General features: G+C 39.9%; 20 protein-coding genes and 2 pseudogenes. 2 read left to right on the top strand and 20 right to left on the bottom strand.

Features of this window, described 5'->3' with window-relative positions; translation table 11 throughout:
• Positions 1 to 305: 305 nt before the first annotated feature.
• Positions 306 to 482: pseudogene (locus DWZ47_RS28265) on the bottom strand (2'-5' RNA ligase); the annotation flags it as partial.
• A 176-nt stretch (positions 483 to 658) separates the two neighbouring features.
• Here DWZ47_RS28265 and DWZ47_RS28260 point away from each other — a divergent pair.
• A complete protein-coding gene (locus tag DWZ47_RS28260) occupies positions 659 to 1,441 on the top strand; it encodes an AAA family ATPase (protein ID WP_117515496.1) in 783 nt (260 codons plus the stop codon).
• A gap of 235 nt (positions 1,442 to 1,676) precedes the next feature.
• Positions 1,677 to 2,174, top strand: coding sequence for a thioredoxin (gene trxA / locus DWZ47_RS28255; RefSeq protein WP_182281665.1), 498 nt, complete (start codon positions 1,677 to 1,679; stop codon positions 2,172 to 2,174).
• An 82-nt stretch (positions 2,175 to 2,256) separates the two neighbouring features.
• Here trxA and DWZ47_RS28250 read toward each other — a convergent pair whose 3' ends face one another.
• From DWZ47_RS28250 to DWZ47_RS31280, 19 genes and pseudogenes are all read right to left on the bottom strand, one after another.
• Positions 2,257 to 3,414: a metallophosphoesterase gene (locus tag DWZ47_RS28250; protein ID WP_117515493.1), complete on the bottom strand. Its 1,158-nt coding sequence runs from the start codon at positions 3,412 to 3,414 to the stop codon at positions 2,257 to 2,259.
• 20 nt (positions 3,415 to 3,434) lie between these two features.
• Positions 3,435 to 4,601: a metallophosphoesterase gene (locus DWZ47_RS28245; RefSeq protein ID WP_117515491.1), complete on the bottom strand. Its 1,167-nt coding sequence runs from the start codon at positions 4,599 to 4,601 to the stop codon at positions 3,435 to 3,437.
• 24 nt (positions 4,602 to 4,625) lie between these two features.
• On the bottom strand, positions 4,626 to 6,083 hold the full coding sequence (locus DWZ47_RS28240) for a RagB/SusD family nutrient uptake outer membrane protein (protein WP_099147287.1): 1,458 nt from the start codon (positions 6,081 to 6,083) through the stop codon (positions 4,626 to 4,628).
• A 26-nt stretch (positions 6,084 to 6,109) separates the two neighbouring features.
• A complete protein-coding gene (locus DWZ47_RS28235) occupies positions 6,110 to 9,487 on the bottom strand; it encodes a TonB-dependent receptor (RefSeq protein ID WP_008648689.1) in 3,378 nt (1,125 codons plus the stop codon).
• 10 nt (positions 9,488 to 9,497) lie between these two features.
• The gene (locus tag DWZ47_RS28230; RefSeq protein WP_117515489.1) at positions 9,498 to 10,667 is read right to left on the bottom strand and encodes a FecR family protein; all 1,170 of its coding nucleotides are present in this window, start codon (positions 10,665 to 10,667) and stop codon (positions 9,498 to 9,500) included.
• An 84-nt stretch (positions 10,668 to 10,751) separates the two neighbouring features.
• Positions 10,752 to 11,300: an RNA polymerase sigma-70 factor gene (locus DWZ47_RS28225; RefSeq protein WP_004304159.1), complete on the bottom strand. Its 549-nt coding sequence runs from the start codon at positions 11,298 to 11,300 to the stop codon at positions 10,752 to 10,754.
• 64 nt (positions 11,301 to 11,364) lie between these two features.
• Complete coding sequence (locus tag DWZ47_RS28220; protein WP_004300562.1) at positions 11,365 to 12,081, bottom strand: LytR/AlgR family response regulator transcription factor; 717 nt, start codon at positions 12,079 to 12,081, stop codon at positions 11,365 to 11,367.
• Complete coding sequence (locus DWZ47_RS28215; RefSeq protein WP_008999964.1) at positions 12,078 to 13,157, bottom strand: sensor histidine kinase; 1,080 nt, start codon at positions 13,155 to 13,157, stop codon at positions 12,078 to 12,080. Before DWZ47_RS28215 ends, DWZ47_RS28220 begins: the two co-directional genes overlap by 4 nt.
• Positions 13,154 to 14,134 carry a sensor histidine kinase gene (locus tag DWZ47_RS28210; protein WP_117515487.1) on the bottom strand — a complete coding sequence of 327 codons (981 nt, stop codon included), beginning with the start codon at positions 14,132 to 14,134 and terminating at the stop codon, positions 13,154 to 13,156. Before DWZ47_RS28210 ends, DWZ47_RS28215 begins: the two co-directional genes overlap by 4 nt.
• A gap of 188 nt (positions 14,135 to 14,322) precedes the next feature.
• Complete coding sequence (locus DWZ47_RS28205; RefSeq protein ID WP_117515485.1) at positions 14,323 to 16,800, bottom strand: TonB-dependent receptor; 2,478 nt, start codon at positions 16,798 to 16,800, stop codon at positions 14,323 to 14,325.
• A gap of 233 nt (positions 16,801 to 17,033) precedes the next feature.
• Positions 17,034 to 17,624 carry a sugar O-acetyltransferase gene (locus DWZ47_RS28200; protein WP_004300595.1) on the bottom strand — a complete coding sequence of 197 codons (591 nt, stop codon included), beginning with the start codon at positions 17,622 to 17,624 and terminating at the stop codon, positions 17,034 to 17,036.
• A gap of 20 nt (positions 17,625 to 17,644) precedes the next feature.
• On the bottom strand, positions 17,645 to 18,190 hold the full coding sequence (locus DWZ47_RS28195; protein WP_081352750.1) for a DUF2500 family protein: 546 nt from the start codon (positions 18,188 to 18,190) through the stop codon (positions 17,645 to 17,647).
• 191 nt (positions 18,191 to 18,381) lie between these two features.
• A pseudogene (locus DWZ47_RS28190) lies at positions 18,382 to 19,116 on the bottom strand (fibronectin type III-like domain-contianing protein); the annotation flags it as partial.
• Positions 19,106 to 19,858: a FadR/GntR family transcriptional regulator gene (locus DWZ47_RS28185; protein WP_004304171.1), complete on the bottom strand. Its 753-nt coding sequence runs from the start codon at positions 19,856 to 19,858 to the stop codon at positions 19,106 to 19,108. The gene DWZ47_RS28185 and the pseudogene DWZ47_RS28190, both read right to left, overlap by 11 nt.
• A 907-nt stretch (positions 19,859 to 20,765) precedes the next feature.
• Positions 20,766 to 20,978: a hypothetical protein gene (locus DWZ47_RS28180; protein WP_008648704.1), complete on the bottom strand. Its 213-nt coding sequence runs from the start codon at positions 20,976 to 20,978 to the stop codon at positions 20,766 to 20,768.
• Complete coding sequence (locus DWZ47_RS28175; RefSeq protein ID WP_128858476.1) at positions 20,953 to 21,375, bottom strand: hypothetical protein; 423 nt, start codon at positions 21,373 to 21,375, stop codon at positions 20,953 to 20,955. The genes DWZ47_RS28180 and DWZ47_RS28175 overlap by 26 nt, the downstream gene beginning before the upstream one ends.
• A gap of 125 nt (positions 21,376 to 21,500) precedes the next feature.
• The gene (locus tag DWZ47_RS28170; RefSeq protein ID WP_008648708.1) at positions 21,501 to 23,693 is read right to left on the bottom strand and encodes a glycosyltransferase; all 2,193 of its coding nucleotides are present in this window, start codon (positions 23,691 to 23,693) and stop codon (positions 21,501 to 21,503) included.
• Positions 23,690 to 24,721 (bottom strand): pesticidal protein Cry7Aa, encoded by a 1,032-nt coding sequence (locus DWZ47_RS28165; RefSeq protein WP_117515483.1) that lies wholly within the window; start codon positions 24,719 to 24,721, stop codon positions 23,690 to 23,692. The genes DWZ47_RS28170 and DWZ47_RS28165 overlap by 4 nt, the downstream gene beginning before the upstream one ends.
• Positions 24,721 to 24,852, bottom strand: a complete 132-nt coding sequence (locus DWZ47_RS31280; RefSeq protein WP_255299422.1) for a hypothetical protein — start codon at positions 24,850 to 24,852, stop codon at positions 24,721 to 24,723. Before DWZ47_RS31280 ends, DWZ47_RS28165 begins: the two co-directional genes overlap by 1 nt.
• Positions 24,853 to 25,508: the final 656 nt, after the last annotated feature.

Below are 25,508 nucleotides of genomic sequence, written 5' to 3'. Positions count from 1 at the left end.
AATAAAAAAGAGATTACCACCAAATTTGACGAAGAACCAAAAATCTTCTCTAGGGAAGCGGTAAATTTTAATTGATATCACAGGGCAAACGCTCAATAAATGCAACATCCCCATTTTGTAAACCTCTTTCCCTCTTGTCGTTTTTCTTTCTCTTTACTTCTTTTGTTTGTGTCTTTCTTTTGCCTCCCTATCCTATTAGTGAGAAAATTAGCTTAGCTTTGCATGCTATGTTCTACATTATATATCTACCACTATGACCATTCATTTTCCGAGATTATTCCGGATGCCCGTGACGAAAAGAACAAGATTTCTATATCACCCAAATCATTCTTTATCAATTCCCAACGCTCACGCAGTTGCCTCGTCCAAGGTGAAGTGGTGGGAGCCGCATGCGAACAGGCAAAGACACCCCACTGACTAAAACAATTATTCTCTCCATTCAGCTTCTCGGTATGCATCAATGTCTTAATCCGTTGGATATCTTATGAGAATAATGAACTCAAAGAGAAAATTTCTAAGCAGAAAGGTGCGTTAGGGTGATCTTATTGATGACCGAATAGAAGAAGAGAGGTTGTTAGCATAGAATAAAAAACAGACGTCCTTTAGGAAAAACGGGAGAAAATTTGTTTCTTTGCAATAATTAAAGATGAATCCAAACATGGAAAATGTAACCAGAACTTATATAGAGTCATTTGATATAGAGAACTTGTGGGGGTACAAAAACTTGCATTGGGAAAATGTGAATCCCGATGTTAACATTTTGGTGGGAATTAACGGTAGTGGCAAAACGACCTTGCTTGATGTAATAAATGCTTATTACAATGACGATGCCAAAGAACTCAAAAAATTTCAGGGAAAGATTACCGGGACACCACTCTCTACAAATTCTTACACAGTGACGTATCTTCGCTCATTTGACTCTCCCGTACCAGACAAACGAAAATCGGAAAGTCCGTTGATGCAGGAACTTAACAATATTGTTTTCCAAAACAAAGAAGGGCTTTCTTTTTTCAATTATCGTATGAAAATGCTTGATTACAAGGATAAAGCTGACGAAATTCAGAACAATATAGATTTATTGTTCAGTATTGTCAACGCCATGTTTTCAGATACAAGAAAAACTATTGATATATCAAAGGGTAATAATAGTGCTTTGGTATTTCATCAAGCAGGAAAAACTATTAATCTTGAGCAACTGTCTTCCGGAGAAAAACAGTTGCTATTGATTCTTTTAAAAGTGTTCCTCCTCGAAAAGCAACCGGCAATCGTCTTGATGGATGAACCGGAAATTTCGCTCCACATTAGATGGCAAAGAGAAATTATAGACAGATTGCGTCAATTGAATCCGCATTGTCAACTTATTATTTCCACCCACTCACCAAGTATTTTTAGCTCCGGGTGGGGTGATAAAGCTATTTACATGGAAGATATAATGAAATAAACACATGACCCAGACACTTTTTGAAATTCAAGCTGAATATTTTGCTAATATTCCCATACTTGACAGGAAGTATACTTTCATATTTGTCAGGAAGTAAAACATAACCTTTTGCATCCTTTAGCGTTCAATAACTACCCGAGGGAAGTTTTGCCAAGAGTTTCTGCCAAATTGCTATTTTTTACTCCCCTTATATCCCCTATCTTTGCAACAGAGAAAACAAAAAGAAAGATAATATATGAAACGGATAAAAAGCTTATTGAGTATCTTCGTCCTGACATTGGCAACCACAGCTTGTGCAGGCAACAGCGGAGAAAATAAAAAGAGTAATGAATCAACAAAGGAGAATAATAAAATGGAAGTAGTAGCATTAAATAAAGCAGATTTTTTAAAGAAAGTATATAATTATGAAGCCAATCCGAACGATTGGAAATTTGAGGGCAGCCGTCCTGCCATCGTAGATTTCTATGCTACCTGGTGCGGTCCTTGTAAAGTGATGCACCCGATTCTGGAAGAACTTAGCAAAGAATATAGCGGTAAAGTAGATATCTATCAGATTGATGTAGACAAAGAAAAAGATCTGGCAGCGGCATTCGGTATCCGCAGCATCCCTACACTATTGATGATTTCAATGAAAGAGGAACCTAGAATCATGCAGGGAGCTATGCCCAAAGACCAGCTTAAAAAAGCAATTGATGAATTTCTTCTGAAACAAAATAACGAAGCAAAGCAATAGACTTCGACTTTTTTCTCGTCATGGCAACTGCCCTCTATTCGTCTTTTGAAGATGGATAGAGGGCTAGTTTTAGTTAAACTCATTATAGTTTCCTCTGAACACCGTCGTCACCAACGACGTAATAAACTCCATTGTCTAGCAATACAGCCCGTCCACGCTTTTTCTTCCGATTCTCTTTATTGTCAACATTAACAGCGATGACTTTACCATTATAAAAGGTTGAAATATCCTTGAAGATAGTGTGCCCCACAAAGATATGTTTTATCATATAACGATCCAACATCATTTGTAAAGAGTCTTGTGCCAACGGTTTATATTTGGGATCTTTTCTCACCAGGCCGCGATACCAGATTGGACCGTCATTACCATACAGAAAATCAGTCAATGGAGAAAGTGCCTTACGCTCTTTTTTGCTCATGAAAAGTGCCCGGCTCATTTCCTCGTTCACAGTGGGGATATTCAAGTCCTTATCATAGAATAATTTTCCTAATCCGGCATGCACATATAAATCAGTTCCAATGATTTGCATTGTATTACGTGTTGCAAGCCAACGGCCCAATTCGGTATTTGTGCCGAATAATGAGGGATATTCCACTCCCAGTTTTTCTGCCAGCAATTTATATTTATCTTTTGTATAGCGAAGATCGTTGGACAACACCAGAGCCTCATGGTTTCCCAAAAGGAAAGAGACATGACCTCCCGCTTTAGCCGCTTCGTCTTCTAATTTATAGAACAGCCAGAAGATCTGCAGTACATCCTTGCCACGGTCGAAAATATCTCCGATAATCACCAAATGATTGCTACCGAAATTCCATTGATATTTATCATTAATCACTCCGTTTCCTTGCAACAGACTAATCACACAATCCAGCCGCCCATGAGGATCGGACATCACAAAAACTTTTTCCGGACGGGTATATTGCCACTCCGGTCTTTTCAATGAATGGAGTTTTACATCAAACGGATACCGTCCCTCATGATCCGTCACACGGAAACTGAAATCTTTAGGTAATGTCGCATAAGTTTTGTCTGTAATCCGTCCTTTCTTATTGACATTAATAACCCGTGTACTACCGTCTGCCTGATAGAGTATATAGGGTCCGTCACCAGATAATTTCTCTTTTTTCTCTTTTTTTTCTTTCTTCTTATCTCCTGAATGATAAGTTCCGGCCTGAATGCCGGAACTTATTAAAACGAGAACAAGAGTAGAAAGAAATAATCTCAAAAAACGAGTGCTCATATTCTTTTCTTTCTTGAAGTTTATTTTTTAATCGTTACTAATTCTCCTTCGTCATTGATGGCTTTAATATTATCTCCTTCAATAACCACGGCACGAGTCTCTTTTTCAAAAGCCTTGGGATGATTAACACAAATATCATATACCTTTTTATCATAGGTATACTTCACACGACTATTTTCCGTATGACCGATAATAATACGTTTGACATCATATTGAGCCAGAAGTTTATCTACATCCGCTACCTTTATCGGACTGTACTCACTGCCAGTCTTAACCATTCCACGATACCACAACGGACCGTTATAACTATCACTATAAAGGAAATCGGCAATATCCGGATATTGTTTTTTCCGTTCCTCTTTTGAAAGGTAAATGCTCTTGCTCACCAGTTCATTGATTTCGGGAATCGTCTCTTCGCGTTCCATAAACACCTTACTCAATCCTGCATGAACATAAAGGTTTTCACCTACAATCTGAATGGTGTTTTTAGAACGCAGCCAGTTACCCATCACATTCGTCAGTCCCCACATCTTTCCATAGGTCATGTTCATCGCTCTTTGCGAAAGAGTGTTGTACTTGGCATACGTATATTTCAGGTTATCACGCATTATCATTTCTTCGTGATCCCCCAAGATGGTTGTCACTCTGCCACCAACAGCTTTCGCCTCAAATTCCAATTTGTATATGAGCCATAAAATAGGAAGTACGTCTGCTCCACGATCGAAAATATCACCATCAATCACCAAATGGTTACTGCCATATATCCATTCATATTTATCATTAATCACTTCCCCTGTTTTCAGAATAGCGGCAAACAAGTCGAAACGCCCGTGAAGGTCGGATACGGCAAATGTTTTAGCATACTCGGTACGGTCTTCCCATGCCGGACGTTCAAAATTCTCAATCTTATTAATGGGTACCTGAAAAAGGAGTTGATTATCATCCGAATACACATCTAGTTTCAATCCGGCCGGCAATCCGGATTCTTCACGAATGTTCAATGCATTATCTTTAGTCACTTCCAGAATTTTAAGTCTACCGTTTTCATAGAAAAGGTAAGGACCATCATTACGGAAATGAGTGATTTCAGCTATATCCGGTCCCACGGGAGTCAGATCTTCCCCGCACGAATAAAAGGCCGTGATGAACAAACCCCAAAGGAAATAGATGCTATATATCTTTTTCATAATTTCTATACGTTAATGCGTTAATTAATGCAATTCATATTCCGGATTCTGAACCATATTCTCATTGTACTCCATTTCGTGGTTAGGAACAGGAAGAACGATTTTATAATAACTCCAATCAAACTCTACTGCTTCATTGGGAACTTCGCTCAAATAATCTTCACGTATCACTTTCTTGTTATTTCTAAGTAAATCAAAGAAACGTTGTCCCTCTCCCCAGAATTCAATGCGACGCTGTTCAAGCACCAGATCCAGGTTTATATCTTCATCTGCCACGGCATCCAGATCCTTATCCGTACGTGCATAAATAGGTTTCAGATACTTGCGCGTATTAGATATATCATTCCTCTTAATCGCAGCTTCAGCTGCATTCAGATAGAGTTCCGACAGACGGAAAACCGGGATATTGGCATCTTCATACGATTTAGAACCTTGTGCCGGATATTTCAAGCAATAAGGTTTACTGCTACTTGCCGTAGACACCATCTGACTACGAACATCATCGGAATTGTCTTTCATGTAGTCTTTCCAATACTTTTCGGTAGCTATCAGATTATATTTGGTGCTAAGATAACCGATGGATGATTTTCCCGGACTATCAGTTGTCAGATTCACAATTTCGAACAACAGTTCACTATTGAACGGAGTAGCCCATATCTTGGCATATTCATCATTGGTCCACAACTTATAGCCTTGTTTTTCCGCACCTTTGATAGCTTCGGCAGCCACATCGTATGCCTCTTTGTCATTCCCCATATAGAGATAAACCCGGCTTAATAATGTCATTGCCCCCCATTTATTGATTTTACCCTCTTTCTTTACCGGACGAAGCAGCTTCACCGCATCTGTCAGGTCGTCTGTGATGGCCTTATAACATTGGGCGGTCGTATTGCGGGAAGGTTTGATATTCTTATCTTCTACCACTTTATCAATAATGGGCACAGCCAGTGATGCCCCGTTATCTTTCAGATAAGGATACCCGTAAATACGTGTCATATCGAACAGCAACAAGGCACGTATTGCCAAAGCCTCTCCTTTCAAGTCATTATAATATTCCTGCTCTGTCAGCTTCTCCAGTTTCGGAGTTGTAATTTCCCGATCGGGAACAAGCTTTATCTTTTCAATATCCCGGAATAAAATGTTCAGGTTCTTACCAATACCGTAGTACATTCCCCAGAAACCACTAGGTCCATTCGTCTTATTGTACTTGAATGTATAGAAACTAACATTGGTGCTGGAAGACTTATAAGATTTCATATCATCTCCCCTCAAATCACCATAACAAAACATATCTGCTCCATAATAACTGGATGACTGCATACTGCTGTATGCACCGTTCAGCACAAATTCAAAATCCCTTAATTCGGTCAATGAACCATCAGTTTCTATAGCTGTGGAAGATTGCAAATCCAACCAATCATTTCCGCAACTACTTAATAAGGTTGCAAAGGCACCTAAAGCTATATATTTTATCTTTTTCATACTTATTCATTTATAGATTAATGCACTTAGAATTTCACTTCCAAACCGAATGTATAAGTTCTCATCGGGGGAGTATCCCAGCTAGGTGATGAACCCGATTCGGGGTCAATATAATCGTATGCCGCCCAAGTTAACAGGTTATTGCCCGATGCATACAGACGTATATTGTCTATACCCACTTTCCGGGTCCATGTCTTCGGCAGTGTAAAGCCGAAAGTCAGATTCTTCAGACGAACATAATCTCCACTGTATAAACGACGTGTGGTAGCATAATCGGTCATGGAAATTGATCTACCGACTACAAAACGTTCAATACTCGTTTCATCACCCTCCTTCTGCCAGCGTTTCCGATAATAAATAGGAATATTCAGCGTTCCGTCGCCACCGTGTTCCAGTTTACTTGCCGAGCCGTCATAGTTCCATGCTCCAAAAGAGAAATTCACATTAAAATTCAGATCAAACCACTTATAAGAGATGCTGTTACCCAGTCCACCGGTGATAGTAGGATCGGCACATTGCAGTATCACTTTTTCCGCACTACGCGGATCTTTAGTAGTTTCTTTGTTCAGATTTCCATTTTCATCCGTCGTATTCTTATAGAACATCGGTTCACCGTCTGCCGGGTCGATGCCTGCAAATTCAATCATATAATAGGTAGAATAGGGCAAACCTACCTTATGAATAGATGTTCCGCTGGTTACTTGTTTCAAATCTCCATCCAACTTCAGGATTTTATTTGCATTATGTCCCAGATTCAAACTAGTGCTCCAACGAAAATCTTTTGTCTCGATATTAGTTGAACGAATTTCCAATTCATATCCCTTGTTTTGTAATTTACCTATGTTGGCAAGATAACTTGAGAAACCTGTTGCAAGAGATAATGGCCGGCTGTAAAGCAGATTTTTCGTTGTACGAACGTAATATTCAAATGTAACATTCAGTCTGTTGTCGAAGAATCCCAAGTCGATACCGGAGTTGAAGTTGTAGTTGGTTTCCCAAGTCAGTTCCTTGTTTTCCAGTTGCGACTGCGTGATACCCGGATTATCGTTATAATTACTAGTCAGACTGCTCAATCCCATATATCCATAATAAGAAGACGGCAGAGTTCCGTTCACACCGTAAGAAACTCTAAGTTTCAGGTCACTTAACCAGTTCTGAAGAGGTTTCATAAAACTCTCGCTACTCACTCTCCATGCACCGGACAATGACCAGAAATTTCCCCAACGATTCTCTCTTGCCAATCGCGAACTTCCGTCAGTTCTCCAACTCGCTCCCAGATAATATTTGTTGTCATAATCATAGTTGGCACGTGTAATATAAGAAACAATACGCGTCGTACTGTTAGAACCTCCCATACTCTGATACACTACACCATTGTTGACTTCCGGCTTATCCCAGCGTGCAAAATTAGAGATAGTAGTTCCCAGTCCATCCGACTCCTTACTGTTGATTTCATAACCAACCAAAAGGTCCAGATTGTGTTTTTTCTTGATCTTTGTTTGATAAGTCAGAATATTAGACCATGTCATATTGGTAATATCATTATAATCTTTGCTGAAACGCCCGTTATCATCGTCACCGTCACTGGTACGCGGGTCTTTCCATGCACGAGACTTGTTCATCACAAAATCATAGCTGAATGTAGACGCAAACTTGATTCCTTTCCAAATATCGAATGATGCATATACGGTATTGAAAGAACGAGTCGCATATTCTCTCTTAAAATTATAAGAATTTGATAACATCGGATTACGGTCATCCAATTTGATTAATGCACGGTTCCAGGTGCCGTCTTCATTCCATATAGGGTCAGACGGTGTGGCTCCATTACGCGTACCGTAAATTGGAGAAGTATACGATGTCCCCTCTGAATAAGTATCCTGATTCACTTTGGAGAACTGTATCTTTGCACCGATATTCATCCATTTAGCCATCTGATAGTCTACATTCAAACGTGCAGAAATACGTTCCAGACCGGAGTTTATCGTAACACCATCCTGCTTCATATAGCCGATGGACGTATAGTATTTAATCTTTTCCTGTCCGCCGGAAGCTGAAAACTCGTAATTCTGGTGGCTACCGTTACGGAACAGATAATCATCCCAATTCACAAAACCACACCAAGGGATCGGTGCATACTGGTCAATATTCGAATCGGCATAAGCCCATGCTTCATTCTCGGTCATCCCCTGATGAAGTCCTACCTCATCATCGGTCTTACCACTATAAGTTAAAGCATAATTTCGAAGCCCCTCGTGGATCAGGTTACGACGTTCCTGTCCGCCCATCAATTCGCGGAAAGGCATGGCAAAATTAGAGAATCCCCAATCCGATTTCAATTTAAAGACCGGTTTACCTGCTTTTCCTTGTTTCGTAGTAATAATGACAACGCCATTTGCTGCACGTGAACCATAAAGTGAAGCAGCAGCGGCATCCTTGATAACAGTGATGCTTTCAATATCCGATGTATTCAAGGTAGACATTACATCCAAACCGGAATCACTACCAGATGCACCAATATTACCCGACAATACGGGAACACCATCCACTACATACAGCGGAGAATTGGAGGCATTGAACGAACCCATACCACGGATACGGATGGACGTTGACGAACCCGGTATACCCGAACCGGTATTTACGCTGACACCGGGAGCCGCCCCCTCCAACATCTGTTGGAAAGATACATTAGGCACATCTTTCACAGCATCTGTCTTTACGATACTGGCAGAACCTGCATAAGCCGATTTCTTGAAAGTACCATATCCCGTTACAATCACTTCATCCAACAAGTTATTATCCACTTTCAGGATTATGCTCATCGGCTTGCCGGGAGTTGCAACTACCTCCTGTGACGTATAACCGATATAAGAAACCATCAGAGTCACTTTCTTGTCTGTAACTTCCAGATGGAAATTACCGTCCATATCAGTCATCATACCGTTAGTTGTACCTTTCACGATGACATTAGCTCCGATTATCGGCTCTCCACTATCTTCAATTACTTTCCCTGTAATCGTATATTTCTCACGTGCAACAGTTTCCGTCCTAACGGGTTCAGCCTTACGGATGGCAATTACTCCATCATGAACCGTATAAGTCAGTCCGCTATTTCGCAGGCATTTGTTAAGCACTTCAGAAATCAGTTCATTCTTCACATCCAGATTTTCCACTCTGACTTTCTTCGCATCATTTGTGCTGTAGATAAAGGTAAAGTCCGTTTGTTTCTGAATTTCCCAAAGAACTTCATTCAATGTTACATTTCTGAATTTGGCTGTAACTGTGGTCTGTGCGAATATAGATGCGCGCATCAGCCCTGAAGTCGTAATACAGAGAAAAAGGAACATCATACAAAGACGTTTTCCATATTTCCCAAATCTGGCAACATTACGTAGTTTTTCCATAAAACAGGGATTAATGATTAGTGAATATTTTGATAGTTTTTCCTTCTACTGTGACAGTTACTCTACCCGTTTGCTCCAACAATTTCACCAATGGGGTAATCTCATTATAACGGTTTACATAGCAACCGAAGCGTAACTCCTTGGTCGCCTCATTCTCATAGACTACATCCATATCATACCATCTGGCAAGAGTTTTCATGATGTCATCCAATCGCTGGTCCTTGAAATTGATCTTTCCATGTATCCATGAAGTATAAAATGCAGTATCTACATTGCGTACATTGATCTGGTTGCTGCCCGAAGTAATACAAGCCTGTTCCGATGGTTTCAGAATCCGGTTGCTTCCATTTTCAGTCTGTACTTTTACCGAACCGCTGACAAGTGTAGTTTGATATTCTTCGTTTGCGTAAGCTGATATATTAAAAGTAGTTCCTAATACTTCTATTTTCATCCCTTTGGTTTGTACAATAAAAGGCTGTCCGGTTTTGCTTACTTCGAAATAGGCCTCTCCCTCCAATTCTACCAGACGGCAAGCCTGTGCAAACTGAACAGGAAAGCGGATGGAACTCATGGAATTCAACTGTACTTTACTTCCATCGCTCAACGTCAGCTGATATTCACCACCACGAGGAACGTTTACCTTATTATATGCAAGTTTTTCGGATGTCCGGGCGGGAGCCTGCTGATAATTCAATGCTGTAGAATCCACCTGAATGACTGTACCATCTTTTTCTTTCAATTCCACGCCGGAGGTAGACTTCAAATCAATTGCTTCTCCATTATCCAGAATAAGAACGGCTTTCTTACCACCCGGAACAATTTGTTCCGCTACTTGAGATAACGGCTGGGGTTCATTACCGCTCTTATATATTGCCACAGTAGCAATAACCACCGGAAAAATGAAAATAGCAGCATATTTACACATATTCAGTATCCGATGTCTGAACCGATGGCGTTGGATTTTTCTTTGCACCCCCTCCCATCCGTCCTCTGTATGGAAAGTTTGCCGCTTCTGCATATTCTGCTTTATGTTCTCTTCCTTGCAGATTTCCCGAAAAAGGCGTTCGTTTTCGGACGATTCATTTCTCCACCGGGTCAGTTCCGCCTGTTCTTCTTCCTCGATTTCATCAGATAAGTATCTGGCAATGAGTCTTGCAATATAGAAATGTTGGTTTATCATAATTCACATGTTTTAATCGTTGTTTATACTAAAACAGGTGAATTGAAAATCAGGGTGTATTAAAATGATTTTTTTTAAAAGAAACTATAAAAAGTAAAAAACCAGGTAGTAATAGTCTTTCAAATATACGCGTAATTTACGGTAGGCAATCTTTTTCTGGGAGTGTACCGTTTCGCCGGAAATATTCAGTGTTTCAGCAATTTCCGGATTGCTTTTTCCCTCAAGTGCCAGTTGCATAATGCTTTTCATCTGCGGTGGCAGTTTTTCAATGGCATCCACTAATATCCGGTAACTTTCTTCTGCTATGACCTTGTCTTGGAAAAAAGAGTCTTTACTCATTTCCTGAACTTTCTGTGCATACTCGTTCATGACCTTGGTATGTTCCAGTTCATTTAAAGATTTATTGCGTACCGACGTATAGAGGAATGATTTAATCTGATGCACATACATGAAATCATCGCGCAGCTGCCACAACTTCACAAAACACTCCTGAACAATATCAGCCGCTAATGCATCATTTTCGACATACTGATTAGCAAACATACATAAAGATATGTAATATTTGTCGAATATAGAACGAAACTGCGTCTCATCAGTTAACTTAATACTAATATAGTCTGTTGTGCCAATCACGTATTCTTTATTTTGGTTACAAATATACCATTTGAAAATTATGTAACCAAACAAAAATGAAAAATCACAATCTTTGTTTCATTACAAAACCCTCAAAGAAGTCGTCCCGATAACTATTACCGATAGCAATTTCATACGATTTTATAAATATATCATTATTGTCAAATGACTCGATGTGATCGGTATTGACGATATAGGATTTATTCACCCGCAAAAAAATAGATTTTGGTAATAAATCGAATATGGCTTTCAGGCTCATGCGAGTAATGATACGCTGGTCGTTCAGTTGAAGAATGACGTAATCTTTCAATCCCTCAATAAAGAGAATATCGGAGAAATTCACCTTGAAATACCGGCGCTCTGCCTTTACGAAGAAATATTCAGCGGCAACAATCGTTTCGATAGCTTCTTTTTCTTCTTTCAATAATAGAGAATGATAGGATAACGCTTTATCCACCGCCTTTTGAAAACGTTCCGCTTCGACAGGCTTAATCAGATAGTCGATTGCATCTACTTCATAGCTATCCAACGCATATTCTGTATAGGCTGTGGTGAAAATAACCAGTGTCTTTTTGGAAATTGTACGGGCAAACTCTATTCCTGTAATCCCAGGCATCTGAATATCCAGAAAAACCAGATCGACTCCCTGTTGCTCCATAAAGTCGGAAGCAGTTGCAGCACTGTTAAAACTGCCTATCAACTGGAGGTTATCGGATTCTTCTATCAATAACTTCATGGCCTCACGTGCCAAGGGTTCATCATCTACAATGATACAATTCATAATGTTATACTTAAAATTACAGAATAGAGATTTTCATCTTCTCTTTGTTCCAACTTATAATGTTCAGGATACAGTAATCCTAACCTACGCTGGATATTGGCAAGTCCGATTCCACCGACTTTACCCTGCTGGACTGCAACAGCCGGTTTAGAATTCTCACACCGGAAATCCAGTCGGTGAGCATCCACCTTAAAAAAGACATGGACATACGAAGAATGCTCACTATCAAAACTATGTTTCACCGCATTTTCCACAAAAGGAATGAATAACAAAGGCTGAATCCAAATGGAATCCACTTCTCCCTCCTGCCTCAACGTAAACTGGAAATTGTCACGGCGTATCTTTTCCAAATTCAGATAGTCATTCAGGAAACGGATATCCGAAGCCAATGAAACTCTTTCACGCGAACTGTCGTTAATCTGATACCGTAGCAAATCTTCCAGTTTAAAAAGTACTTTGGAAGCTTCTTCCGGATTTCTCTTTATCAGAACATTGGCATTATTCAGCATATTGAAAAGGAAATGCGGGTTAATCTGATTCTTCAGAAATGTCAGTTCGGATTGCAAAGTAGTGGACTCGAGTTCGTCAATACGCAGATTATAACGCAACCAATGGGTAAACAAGGATATGGCTGCCGAACCTGCGGTAACAAAACCGATGGTCAGTATCCCCGAAAAAGTATTAATGAAAGTAGCGAATCTGCCAGGATCTTTTCCGGGCAGAATTACTTCAAAGAGTAATCCCTGGGTGACTGAAAGGAAGATGATGACTACCAAATTCGTCAGGACAGCCGCCAGGACATAGTGCCCCAAACGGTTCTTCAACAGAAAACAGGGTACTAATATATACAGGTTCATATAGATTACCGTATTAATGGAAACAAAATATGCCAGGAATCCACCAAAACGCCGCCAAAAAGAAACTGACTGCAAAGGTTCGTACCAAAAGACATTAATAGTCATCAAAAGAACTATTATTTGCAGTAACAGATGTCTGCATGTCCGGTAATGAGGACTTAACAGAAAAGCTGTGACACTTTTATCTTCCATTCTTCTATGTTCTGTATTCAGGTTCATACTTCACCTCCTTTCAATTCCAACCAGATGCTTTCTGTCGTCAGGAATAGTCTGTAACGATTGCCATATAATAAGTTCAGTCTTTGGCGGATTCTTTCAAGTCCTTTATTTTCCAAAAGATTCACTTGTTGGCAAAGACAGGTGAATATAATTGTGTTCTCTTCTACTTTCAAATGGATTTTGAGAGAAACAGGGATTGATGTTCGCTGTTCGTTGATTGATTTTACAATATATTGCACAAATGGAATGAAAAGCAAGGGTGGAACCAGTGTTCTATTTACTTCTCCATCCGCAAGCAGTTCATAATTGAATTGTGCCTGGGAATTCTGTTCCAAGGTCAGGTAATTATTCAGGAAATTAATTTCACTACTAAGCAATACCTTTGTTCTGCTGCAATCATATAGCTGATAGCGAAGTAGTTGACTTAATTTCATCAGCATCTTCGAAGCTTTTTCCGGTTCGCTCAATGTCAGTTCCCCCGAATGATGCAATGTTTTGAAAAGAAGTTCGGGGCTGACTTGTTCTTTTAGCTGTTCCACTTCCGAAAGAACGTGAACCTTTTCCATTTGTGAGACACGTTGATGATCTATCATCCATTCTTTCAGGAGAACGGTCATTGTTCCTCCTATCATGCAGAGTGTGGACAACATGAAAGAAGATATATAATCCATCACTATAGGTATGGAGAAATAGGAGGCACGTTCGTAAAATTCCGGCCAGCAGGAATAAGATACATATTCCGTTGCCATTTGTATTGCCAGGGCAAGCATCATTGCTACTGAAAGTAAGGATATGTAGGTTAGATAGCGTCTTTTCAGCAAAAACTTTGGAAAGAGCCAGAAAAGATTCAGATAAATAACTCCTATATAAGTCAGTAGATATAAGAAAGTGAATGTATAAATCCATCCTCCCAATATATCCCGATAATCGAGGAATATAATAAAAACCTGATTGAATGATATGGTAGCCAACACCATAATAAGCACCAGATAACGCGCCCATCGAAGTTCCGGACTAACGAGGAATCGATATAATATCGATATAATAAAGTAGATTTATTGTCTGTTGTTATTGTTTCAGCCATCGTGTATTTAATCAGGGAAGATGTTTTATCTCCGGGGACGAAGATAAAACATTTTTCCGGTTGGACTTCTATATCGGTTATTTAAAATTCAAGTTTATAACTCACATTTGTCAATGTTGTAGAACCGTCACTAACATCAATTTTTCCAGTTTTCACATTATATTCATGTCCATAGTGTTCTTTCGCACCGGTAAAATTAAGTCCTTTCACTGCAAACTCATGAGAGACTTTCTTCTTGTTGATGCGGTAACTCACGGTATAGTTGCCGATAAGCATGGGAGAATACTGTTTAGAAAATGCTTTCGTTTCGTCATACTGTACCTCTTTATCAGGATGATTCATCGTTGCTTCCCTGTCAATCGGAGAATACCGGTCACCTCCTTGTAAGGTCAATTTCAGATTGATGCTAAGAATATTCTGTCTGTTACGTCCCAGCATCCATTCCTTTCCAATCAGTCCGTTGATGACATAATTCCGATTAAACTTCGTATTGTACCACACACCGTCTCCGCCCCGGTAGCGGGAATCGAAAAGAGAACCGGAAATCATGTAATAGAGTCCTTTTTCCAGGAAACGTTCTAAAGTGATGTCAATACCGATGTTGCGTCCTCTTCCTTTATTAACCAATGCGTCTTCCACATAGAAATCAGAACGGTTGAGTACGGAATAAGAGCTGTCAGCCATCACAGGCACATCATGGAGAAATTGGATATAAGGTTCTATTTTCAGATTCATGCGATCGGATATTTTGTATCCAAAAGATAACATGACGTGCTGCGCTTTGGTGAAATCGAGTTCCTTGTTGACGGATTTGTCTCCTGTACTTTTCGTTTTCACAAAATAGACGTCCATTTTCTCCATGCGACTGTACATACCATAAGCCAGTGCAAAAGTTGCTTTCGGAGTAGCTTGCCATTTCAAACCAATACGGGGTTCAACAGACCATTTATTATTCAGAGTCAGAAATTGCCCGTAAATACCGGCATTGAGCGTCCAGCGTTCCGTCAATCCTACAGAAGAACTATTGTAGGCAGATATCAGACTCGTATTACCTTTTCCTTGAGATACGGTTTCCAGTGATTCGGCTTCATAAGGAGCAATGGCAAGATTCATTTGATAGAACATGGCATTATACGTAAATCCTGTCTTATTAGTAAAACGGTTACTGAATTTACGGTTAAAAGTCGAAGTTAGTATTAAGTTAGTATGTTTTGAGTTAAGATCCATGTAGGGGGTGGATTCCAAAGAGTGGTTAAATAGGATTGCTCCACCGTCCAGTTGCGAATAAGTACCGGCAATAGTGGTTTTCAGTGATGCGTCATTGTTGAAGAAATAACGGTGGCTGATACCTCCGGCAGCCATATACTGTTTGTCTTTTGATTCGCTACGGTCGCTCATATATTCCCATTTATCCGTATTCTTTTCAAAATCACTGCCGAATTTATCAATCAGGCTGGTTCCCCAGACAGAGAATGTTCCTGCTTTCTGTGTCGGGAAATTCAGTTTGAAGTTCAAGTCCTGATAGTCCATCTTTCCGCCCTCCAAGTTCAGAAGTCCTGTTGTGGAATACCGATAATTGAAAATATAGGATGCTTTGTGCTTCTTGCTTAACGGTCCTTCGGAAGCTACATCAATTCCCATGATGCCCACTTGAAGCGTATTCTCATTCTTCTGGTTATTGCCATTGCGCAATTTCATATCAAACACACCGGATACCGCATTTCCATATTCTGCCGGAAAAGCTCCGGTAAAGAAATCGGAATTACCCAATACCTGCGAACTAAGAGATGAAAGTATTCCTCCACCCAATGTGGCAATATCCGCAAAGTGATTCGGGTTGGGAATTTCAACGTCTTCCAATCGCCACTGCAACAGATGGGGAGCATTGCCATGAATGGATATTCCATTGGAAGATACACTGGGGGCCACTCCGGCAAAGGAAGATACCAAACGGGCAGGGTCGTCAAAACCTCCGGCATAGCGGCTCGCTTCTTCCACACTCAACATACGGGCTCCAGTAGTAACCATCTTATTCATCGCTTCCTCTTTATTGGTCCTGGCACGAATCACTACTTCATTGAGTTCGTTTACACTTTCTTTCAAAGGAATTTCCAGATAAACCTCCTTGGCGGAAGTTACCAGTATCTCTCTGAAAATACCCGGCTCATATCCCATAAAGGCTGCCTCTACCGTATGCCGTCCAACAGGAACCTGTGGTATGCTGAAACGCCCGAGACTGTCTGTTATCGTACCTGTTCCCTCTTTTTCGGATAATCTCACCGTTGCATACGGTATCGGGTGTTTTGAATCCCCGTCAATAACCATTCCCCGGATTGTCTGTACCGGCCGTCCTTTTCTCTGCGGTGTCTGACTAAACGCCACTGCGGATACCAACAAAGCAACCAACAAAAGTATCCACCCGCCATAACGATGTATTTTCCGGGTTAACTCTTCACTAAGAATTCTTTCAAAGGTTTTGAGTACTGCGCTGCATTCATCTGCGGAGATACCTGACTGAATAGATATTTTTTCTAATAATCTAGTTTTATTCATCTTCATGATTTTATTCTGTTTTTATTTCGTCACGAAGATAGAGTATAGAAGATTCCCGATTTTTGAAATGAGACGAATGCATCCCGTTTGTAGACAAAACACAAAATTGATAAGACGAAAAATCGTCCGAACTATAGAATTTCACTTAAAGAAGAACCTCTTTTTAAAAGACACATCACTTTCAGAACGATTTATATCCTCTAAAAGTGATGTGACTTTTTTTAATAGCACACGCCAACCTAGCCTAAAAAGTCGGTCTTATCTTTATCCGTGATCTCCCGAATTACTTTACATGGCACTCCTGCAGCGATTACATTTTCCGGCACATCCTTAGTCACTACACTTCCTGCTCCGATTACCGAATTTCTCCCAATGGTAACACCACCCATAATATGAACGCCTGCACCAATCCAGACATTATCCTCTATTACAATCGGATGTGCATAGCAACCTCCCATAATGCGTTCCCGGGCATCAAGTGCATGATTTGCTGTGTACAATCCCACACGTGGCCCCAACAATACATTATCCCCTATTGTAATAAGATTCCCATCCAACATGATGCAATCAAAATTAGCAAAGAAGTTGTTTCCTATAGTGATATTAAATCCAAACTCACACCGGAAATTGGGTTCGAAGTGAACATTCTCCCCAATGCCTTTCAACAAATTGCGTAATAATGCTTCACGAACCTCTTTGGGTTTTCCATAAGTAGAGTTATAATCATTAGTCAGAAAAACGACTTGTTCTCTTCTCTGAACCAGTTCTGTAGACAAATCATTATACATAGTCCCCGACAACATTCTTTCATACAATTCTCTATTTTCCATATCTATATCATAATGATTGATTAAAGTCCTTTTGTAATCACCGGTAATCCGAAAAAGCCTTTTTGTAAAGTCAGTATCTTCGATGCACCTGCCTTGGCCTTATTATAAGTGGAAAGTGACACATGCAGCTCTTCCACAGCTCCATTCTCAAAAGCTACCTGCAAATAGTATTCCTTACGTATGCCATCCGAAACATAACGATGCCTGCCTACTCTACGGGTCTTCTTGTGTGTTTCTACATATTTTTTCTGTACCATCACTGTTTCTTCGTGTGTGGAAGCAGGATCGGCAAACCAATAATTACCGCCAAGAAACAATACATAACTGATGGCACCGATGCAAGCCAAATGACACAAACAATTAATTACTTTATCATCCATGGTTGTCAGCCATATCCATTTCTTATAGAATGGGATAGTAGCAAGAGCAATCAAAAGCGCCATACCAACAGGTATCCACCAGGCAGTCAGTGTATCTTCATAGATAACATATCCGATGCCACACGAAGCAATAAATACCAGAAGCATCAAAAAGCGAAGTATCTTAATAAATAGAGTTTTCATCATATTTCTTTCATTTATACGCAAATATAAAAATAAGCTACTGAAAACACTGATTATTAAGAAAAATACTTGATTCAACCTACTAATTCATGATTAATCAAAAGCCTTTTGCCGATATATCAAGACCTTTTGATTTTCCATCATAACTGAAATTCATGCTTATTGTATCTCCTAATAAAATGACAGCTATACAATCATTCTTTTGTGAAAGAAAGAATATGACTAATATGTCTGGAGGATGTTCCTAATAAAATAGAATATTGACCGGAATTCACTTTCCAATCATGCGTTTCATCATCCCAGAAAGCCAAATCCTCTGGCGTTATTTCAAATTCTACAGTTTGATTCTCTCCTGAATTTAAAAATATCTTCTTAAACCTTTTCAGTTCTTTCTCGGGACGCAACACAGATGGTTGATTTTCTTTGAGATATAGCTGTATAACTTCAGCTCCTTTCTGACTTCCTGTATTTGTAATAGTCACCGAACATCTTATCATTTGGTCATTCATTTTTTTAGATGACAAACGTGGTTTAGTCAATGTAAAAGTTGTATAAGAAAGCCCATACCCAAAAGGATAAAGTGGTTCTATATTTTTCGTATCATACCATCTATATCCCACTAATACACTTTCTCCATAATTCACATCATACACATTGATAAGATGCTCATTTTTAAGTTCATTATAGAGTGACGCCCCTTTAGGTAAGTATCCCCATGCCGGTGAGTCCTCAAATGTTTTTTCTATAGTCATTGGTAACTTACCAGAAGGAGTTACCTTACCTGTGATAATATCTGTAAGTGCTTCAAAACCCGATTGTCCTCCATACCACCCGTAAATCAAACCCGCCAATCGATCATTCCATGCAGACATATCAATAGCTGATCCCGTATTGAGGATAGCAATAGTATTAGGATTCTCATATACTATCTATCCTTTCTTCCTCGTTTTTCTCTGCCATCAATTCCAAACTCCGGTTCACTTTAAAAATCTTATAAACCTCAAAATGTCTTTCAATGGCATCACGATAGCCTTTCTCGTCTCCTTTTCTTATAAAATCCAATAAATCAGCATGAGTAGCTATTCTGCCGCTTTTACTCATCTCTATATTTATAGGTTTTAAGTAGTCTTTGAACTTTTCTTTCACATAGACAAGTATAGGATGAATGATTTCCTGAAATTCAGATATTATTTTATTTCCCGTAATTTTGTATAGTTTTGTATGAAAAGCCGATTCGCTGATTAACGCATACTCGTTATTCTCGAAAACAATTCCCATTTTCACAATCTCGCTCAATTCCTCAATATCTTTAGGAGTTATCTTACGGAAAATATCACTTGATATTCCTATTTCAAGTGCGATTCTGAAATCCAATAAATCCAAAATTGTTTCTTCACTCAAAACACGAGGATCTATCACTCTTTTCATTCCACCTAAAATGGAAGGTTCAGTCAAAACCATTCCCTTACGAGGGCGCGCATGAATCAGTCCCATCATTTTCAAACGGCTCAAAGCTTCTCTGACAACACTTCTTGCAACTCCTAATTCTGCGGCCAGATTATTCTCATTGGGAATAGAATCTCCACATCTCAAATCATTCTTTTTAAAGTAGGTAAGTAAGCTGTCTTCTACCTGATCGATCAATGTTGTTTGATTAATTTCTATCTTCATATTATTAGATTCTATCATTTGTATTATTTGTCAGACAAATAATACAAATGCAATATTAAAAGATTTTTTTTAGAATGCAAGGGCATTATAATAAGAAAATGCACATTTATGTTGAGAAACATACTTTTAGTACATATTGAGCTCTCATTTAGGACAATAGCAAGGACAGAGATACTCATTTTAACCATAGTAGCGATATCTACTATAGTGAAGGTATATTTATAGAATAGCCATACTTCCTAAATAAGCAATTAAAGAAATTCTTGAATCACATATATAGGATGTCATCCATGCATAAACACATGAGTCTAAAAATCAGATTGGAGGACATTCTTACTCAAGTTTCGGATTTAGAAATTATGCCGTTTGAGCATATGCTCGGAATGTGTCTAGACGTTTATTACTTTCAATGACTTAAAGAATGAGTTCTTCCGAGTCAGCTCCTGTAAATTCAGCAATCACTGCTACCACTTCGAGTATGATACCCCATATTTTTCAATCACAGTTAACTCATGTACTCCCTCATAAATTTCAGCAAAGAGTCCCCCGATTATTTCATAGTCATGGATTCGCTTTATTGAAGCGAGCAAATTATAGCGTATCATCACCAATGAGATGTGTGAAATTTAAGAGAATCCCTTGCAGAACAATCAGCCAATCCCAATATTCTTTTCCCATTTGCAAAGAAAACCTCTATAGACCATCTCATTGCATATATTTCGTAAACTCGCATGAAATCCATTTTTGTATCGGTTGTCAGTAAGACTTTCCGGCCTTCATTCTTTCCACGTCGACAAAAAAAATAGTCTGACAGCCCTGCCTGCGAGAGTTGCATCGACCATCGTGTAGTGACATCTGTAACGGCGACTATATCTTATAGACTTTGAACTCTTTAGTTTCCCGATGATTACTTTAGCAGAGACTTCCCCCATTTCTTAGTGACATATTTGGTATTGCCCATCTTCACCATACCCAAAAGATGAAATTTCTTGTGAGAGTTGGAAACTAAATCCACAAGCTTGGTACAAGTAAACCAGCTGTCTACCAGCAGGTATTCAAATGGTATTTTTGCACGAATAGCTCGTTTTACCATTTCAATGAGTTTGTTTCCTTTGCTCATGAAATACTCTTCTTTGCGCTTGGTTATATAGGAGTTTTTGTCGGACAGTCACCCCCTGTTCCTTTCCTTCTAATTTTCCTTTTCCTCCATGCAGGAAAGCATCGAGCATAAATTGGGTACGTCCATCGCTCCAACACAGCATAAGGGCTTTATAGCCGAGAATACACTTCTGATGTACATGGGAAAAGATCTTCCCAATAAATTCCATCTTCACACCGCTTTTGGGCAAATCGGAGTCATCACTAATCAAGACCATAGGCAGATGACTTTTCTTGAAGTCTTGCCGGGCTGTCACATTGCAGATAAGCTTGGTCGTAATGCGGTAAATCACATTACGCCAAGCTATGCTGTCTTGTGCCATGAAGGAGTAGAGGATATCCTTCTTCCCGCCAAACATACGACTAAGGACTAAAGTAGAATAATGAGAGAAACCTTTTATTGAGAAAAAAGCATCAGTACACGAAGCACCTTAATAAATACCGATTTCATAACATTGCAGTTTATGCCTGCAATTATACGGAATTAGTCAGATAAAAGAGACAGTCGTGCCATCAAATAGCAAACGGTAGATTCCGCTCCCTGATTCAAATTGATGTTATTTTCTTCCAGTCCGTCATAGCAACCACCGGTAGCAGGATTGTAAACAATCTGATGTAAATGGTTATTGCCCAGAAACCAGTTGAAAGCATCTTTTTGCATACGAAGATATTTTTCGTCCTTAAATACTTGATAAAAGGTCTTCAGAGCAATCACCATGCCCGCCACGTCTACGGGCTGTTCTCCAAATCCATGACTGCTCTTCCCTTTGTGCATCCATCCCTGATTGGAAACCACCTGAATACGATTGCCTACAAATACTTTTTTCAATAAGAATTCGAAAGATTCACGGGCTATTTCTTTATACTCCTCTCTGCCAATAGCCAGATGGGCCAACAACATTGCTTCCGGCAAAATGGCATTATCATAAGTGAGATATGCCTCAAACCATCGCCAATGTACTTCTGCCGTTCGACGATATATCTGCGCCAGTTTATTGGCCAGCAGCCAGATGCACGCATCGGTCTGCGCCGAAGGACATTCACGGCTATAATAGTAGAATCCCTTGAGCATAAAAGCAATGCTACGGGGAGACTCTATCCGGTCAAACCGTTGGAAGGTACGCTTGAGAATAGCTTCCGCCTCCTCTTTCCACGGAGCGGGAAAATGCCCGGCACAAGAAATAAAATATCCCAAAGCGCAAACAGCCCGTCCATTACTATCGTCCAGTCCCACTTCCTCATTTTGCGAAGTGAATATTCCATCTTTATCCACGTAATTCAAAAAAGAGCCGTCCGGCTGCTGACAGTAACGGATAAAATTCAAGTAGGTCTTGACATACCGCTCTTTCACTTTTCCCTGTCCCGTAGCAACCACCTGACACATCGCCATTAACGCACGTGCCGTATCATCCAATGTATAGCCGGTGGAACTGTCCGGACGATTTCCTTTCGAAAACTGGATAATTCCCCACTGGCGGCTCATGCGCCGGATATGGTAAGTGTCTATGGGAGGCAGAGAGTAAATCAGTTCCTCTTCCACCCTGCCCGTTTTCTGGAAAAGAGACGCATAGGCAATAGCCACATTTTCCCAAGCTGTAGCCGCTGTCTTCTGCAGACCGACCAGTTTCATCTGAGTCCGCAACTTTTCATCAGCAAGCAGATGATTGGCAGCTTCGGACAACTGCTCCGAGTTCTTAAAATCGAAGATGATACCGGAATCATCACTCAACAATTCCAATGCATGGGGAATAGGGGTAGCTATAATCGGGCATCCGCAGCTTAACGCATAAACAAATGTCCCGCTCACTGCCTGATTCGGGTCACTTGAAGTAAAAAGATACACATCTGTCAACTGCAAATATTCCAATAAGACGGGAAGTTCAAGATATTGATTGATAAAGAGCACATGTTCTTCCAGATGCAACTCCTTTATTTTCGCTTCCAACAGATTACGATATTTCTCTCCTTCTACTTTCAGCACCCCCGGATGCGTTTTGCCGATAATAAGGAATATCACAGAAGGATTCGTCTTCACAATGGCCGGTAAGGCATCCAATGTGGTTTCGATACTTTTGCCGGGACTAAGCAGCCCGAAGGTAGAAAGCACACGCCTGCCCGAAAGCTGATAAAAATCTTTTAATTTGCTCTTATCTCTGAACGATACTAAATGGGTACCGTGAGGAATCACCGCAATTTTATCTCCATCTGCCTGATAATCCCGCAGGAGAATCTCCCGGGAGTTTTGTGTCATGACTACCAGATTCGCACAGGTAGCCATCATTCTTCCCACACTCCGGTAAAGGGCGGGTGAAGGTTGCGCAAGTACTGTATGAAAGACAAGAATCACGGGTTTGAGAAGTTGTTGCAACATTTGCAGAAAAGCTTCTTCCTGCGCTGCATATAATCCGAATTCATGCTGCACCAGCACCATTTTAACTTCAGAATTTTCATTCAACTGTCTGGTCAAAGTAGCATAGGCAGAAATATCCGACGTATCAAGAACATACTCGACGTCTTCCGTACAAGTCTGTTTTTCCGTATCGGACTCCACTGCACATATCTTTATGGAGTAAGATTCTCCAAACTTTGAAAGGATAGCCCGGATCAAGTCCTGGGCAAAAGTGGCTATGCCACATTCACGAGGAGGATAAGTAGTAATACATATTATTTTTCTCATTTGATTTGTTTTATTAATTCATCTAACAACTCTGTCAGTTGCACTGACACGCAAGCCACATATTTGTCGGCTGCTCCATAATAGATATAGAGAGTGTCACCAAACAAGGCTGTGCCCGTTGGAAAACAAACTCTATTGACTACACCGGACAGTTCATATTCTGCCTCGGGAGTGAACAACGGATAAGGCAAACGGACTATTTCAATAGCCGGATTGTCTATATCCAACAAAGCCGCACAGGCGGAATAAACATAGCCGGAAGGAGTATCATATACACTATGATAAATCAACAGCCAACCGGCTTTTGTCTCTATCGGGGGACATCCGGCTCCGATGTAACTTGATTCATGATCGTGATAAGGCGCCAGCAGGATGCGTTTGGCGAAATTCTGATAATATCTTTTCCAGAACTCTTTCGTCAGCATATCAAGACGTTCCACCGCCACATACTGGATGTCAGGACGGATACGATGCATAAAGTAGAACTTCCCGTTGATTTTACGGGGAAAGAACACTACGTTCTTATCCATCATATAGAGCGGATGCCCTTTCTCGTTAGTTGCCTCACGTTTATTGCCGGAGCGGAAATATTTACTGATAATAGCCTGCTGGGTACGAAGCTGTTCCCGGAATTGCGGATAGGTTATCTGGGAAGTAATGATGCCTTTCTTCTCAAAATGCCTCAAATCCGAAGAAACAGCGAGAGCACCGACAGCACTGTATCCGTCATAGGCTGTATAAGTGAGATAATAGAGATCCTCTATCTTCACGATCCGGGGATCTTCCACTCCTTGGCACTCATACTCAAACTCGGAAAACAGCAATGGAGCCACATCCCTCTCTACCACCGTTAAAGGGCCTTCAAGCCGGCAATAACCGATGGATGAATAGTTTCCTTTTTTGACTGCACGATAAAACATATGCACCGTATTTCCTTCGGCAATCACTGCCGGATTCATCACACCTTCGTTCTCAAACTCAAGCGAAGTTCTTTCCAATATAACACCTTCCCTTTTTACATGTACCATTATGTCCTTGGTATTATACTCATTCCTTTGTCACTCTTACTCTGCTTCTCTCTCTGATAATCAGTCAATACTTTAATCTTCTTGTCCGACTTTTCTTTCTTTGCTTCTCTTTTTTTCTCTTGACCTTTCATAATTCATTTCTTTTTTAGGATAGTTTATATTCGGGGATAAAATAGACGGGATTTCCTTTTCTGCAAGTTACGGTATTAATTTCCGGTAATACGATAAACTTTTGATTATTATTCTTTTATAACAGTAAAGTACATTTAAGGTAGCTAATGAATAGTCAACGAATACTTATAAGTACAAAAACATAGCATATAAGATCCAAACAATAAATGCCGCTAAATATCAACAATTTACCAAATCACCATTCCAACGAATAAGCATATTGGAATTTTATTGACAACTCACGATAGGATGAGAATAATAGAAAAGACAGAAAAAACTCATTTTAAACATGGTGACGGTATCCACTTATGATAGTGACGGTATATTCATGGGATAGGGTAACCATCCCGACCGGATAGTGACGCTATGTTTTTGCTTGGAAAAGAGCATAAAAAAAGGCTATCTATCCCAGACAGCCAATCTTTTGTTAACCTTAAATCTAATACTATGAAAAACACATTGCAAAGATACGGACTTTCTGCATATCTCCAAATTTTCAGGCTCAAGCAGCGTATCTTATAACATGGTTTAATAGAATCAATAGTTTCGTTAACATTTAACATAAAGAGGTTGTGTCAAAACGCTGACACAGCCTTTTTTTATGCGCAAAGCCCAG

Source organism: Bacteroides sp. AF32-8BH (assembly GCF_003435205.1).
Classification (GTDB): Bacteria; Bacteroidota; Bacteroidia; order Bacteroidales; family Bacteroidaceae; genus Bacteroides; species Bacteroides ovatus.
This window is presented reverse-complemented; position numbering and strand designations above follow the sequence as displayed.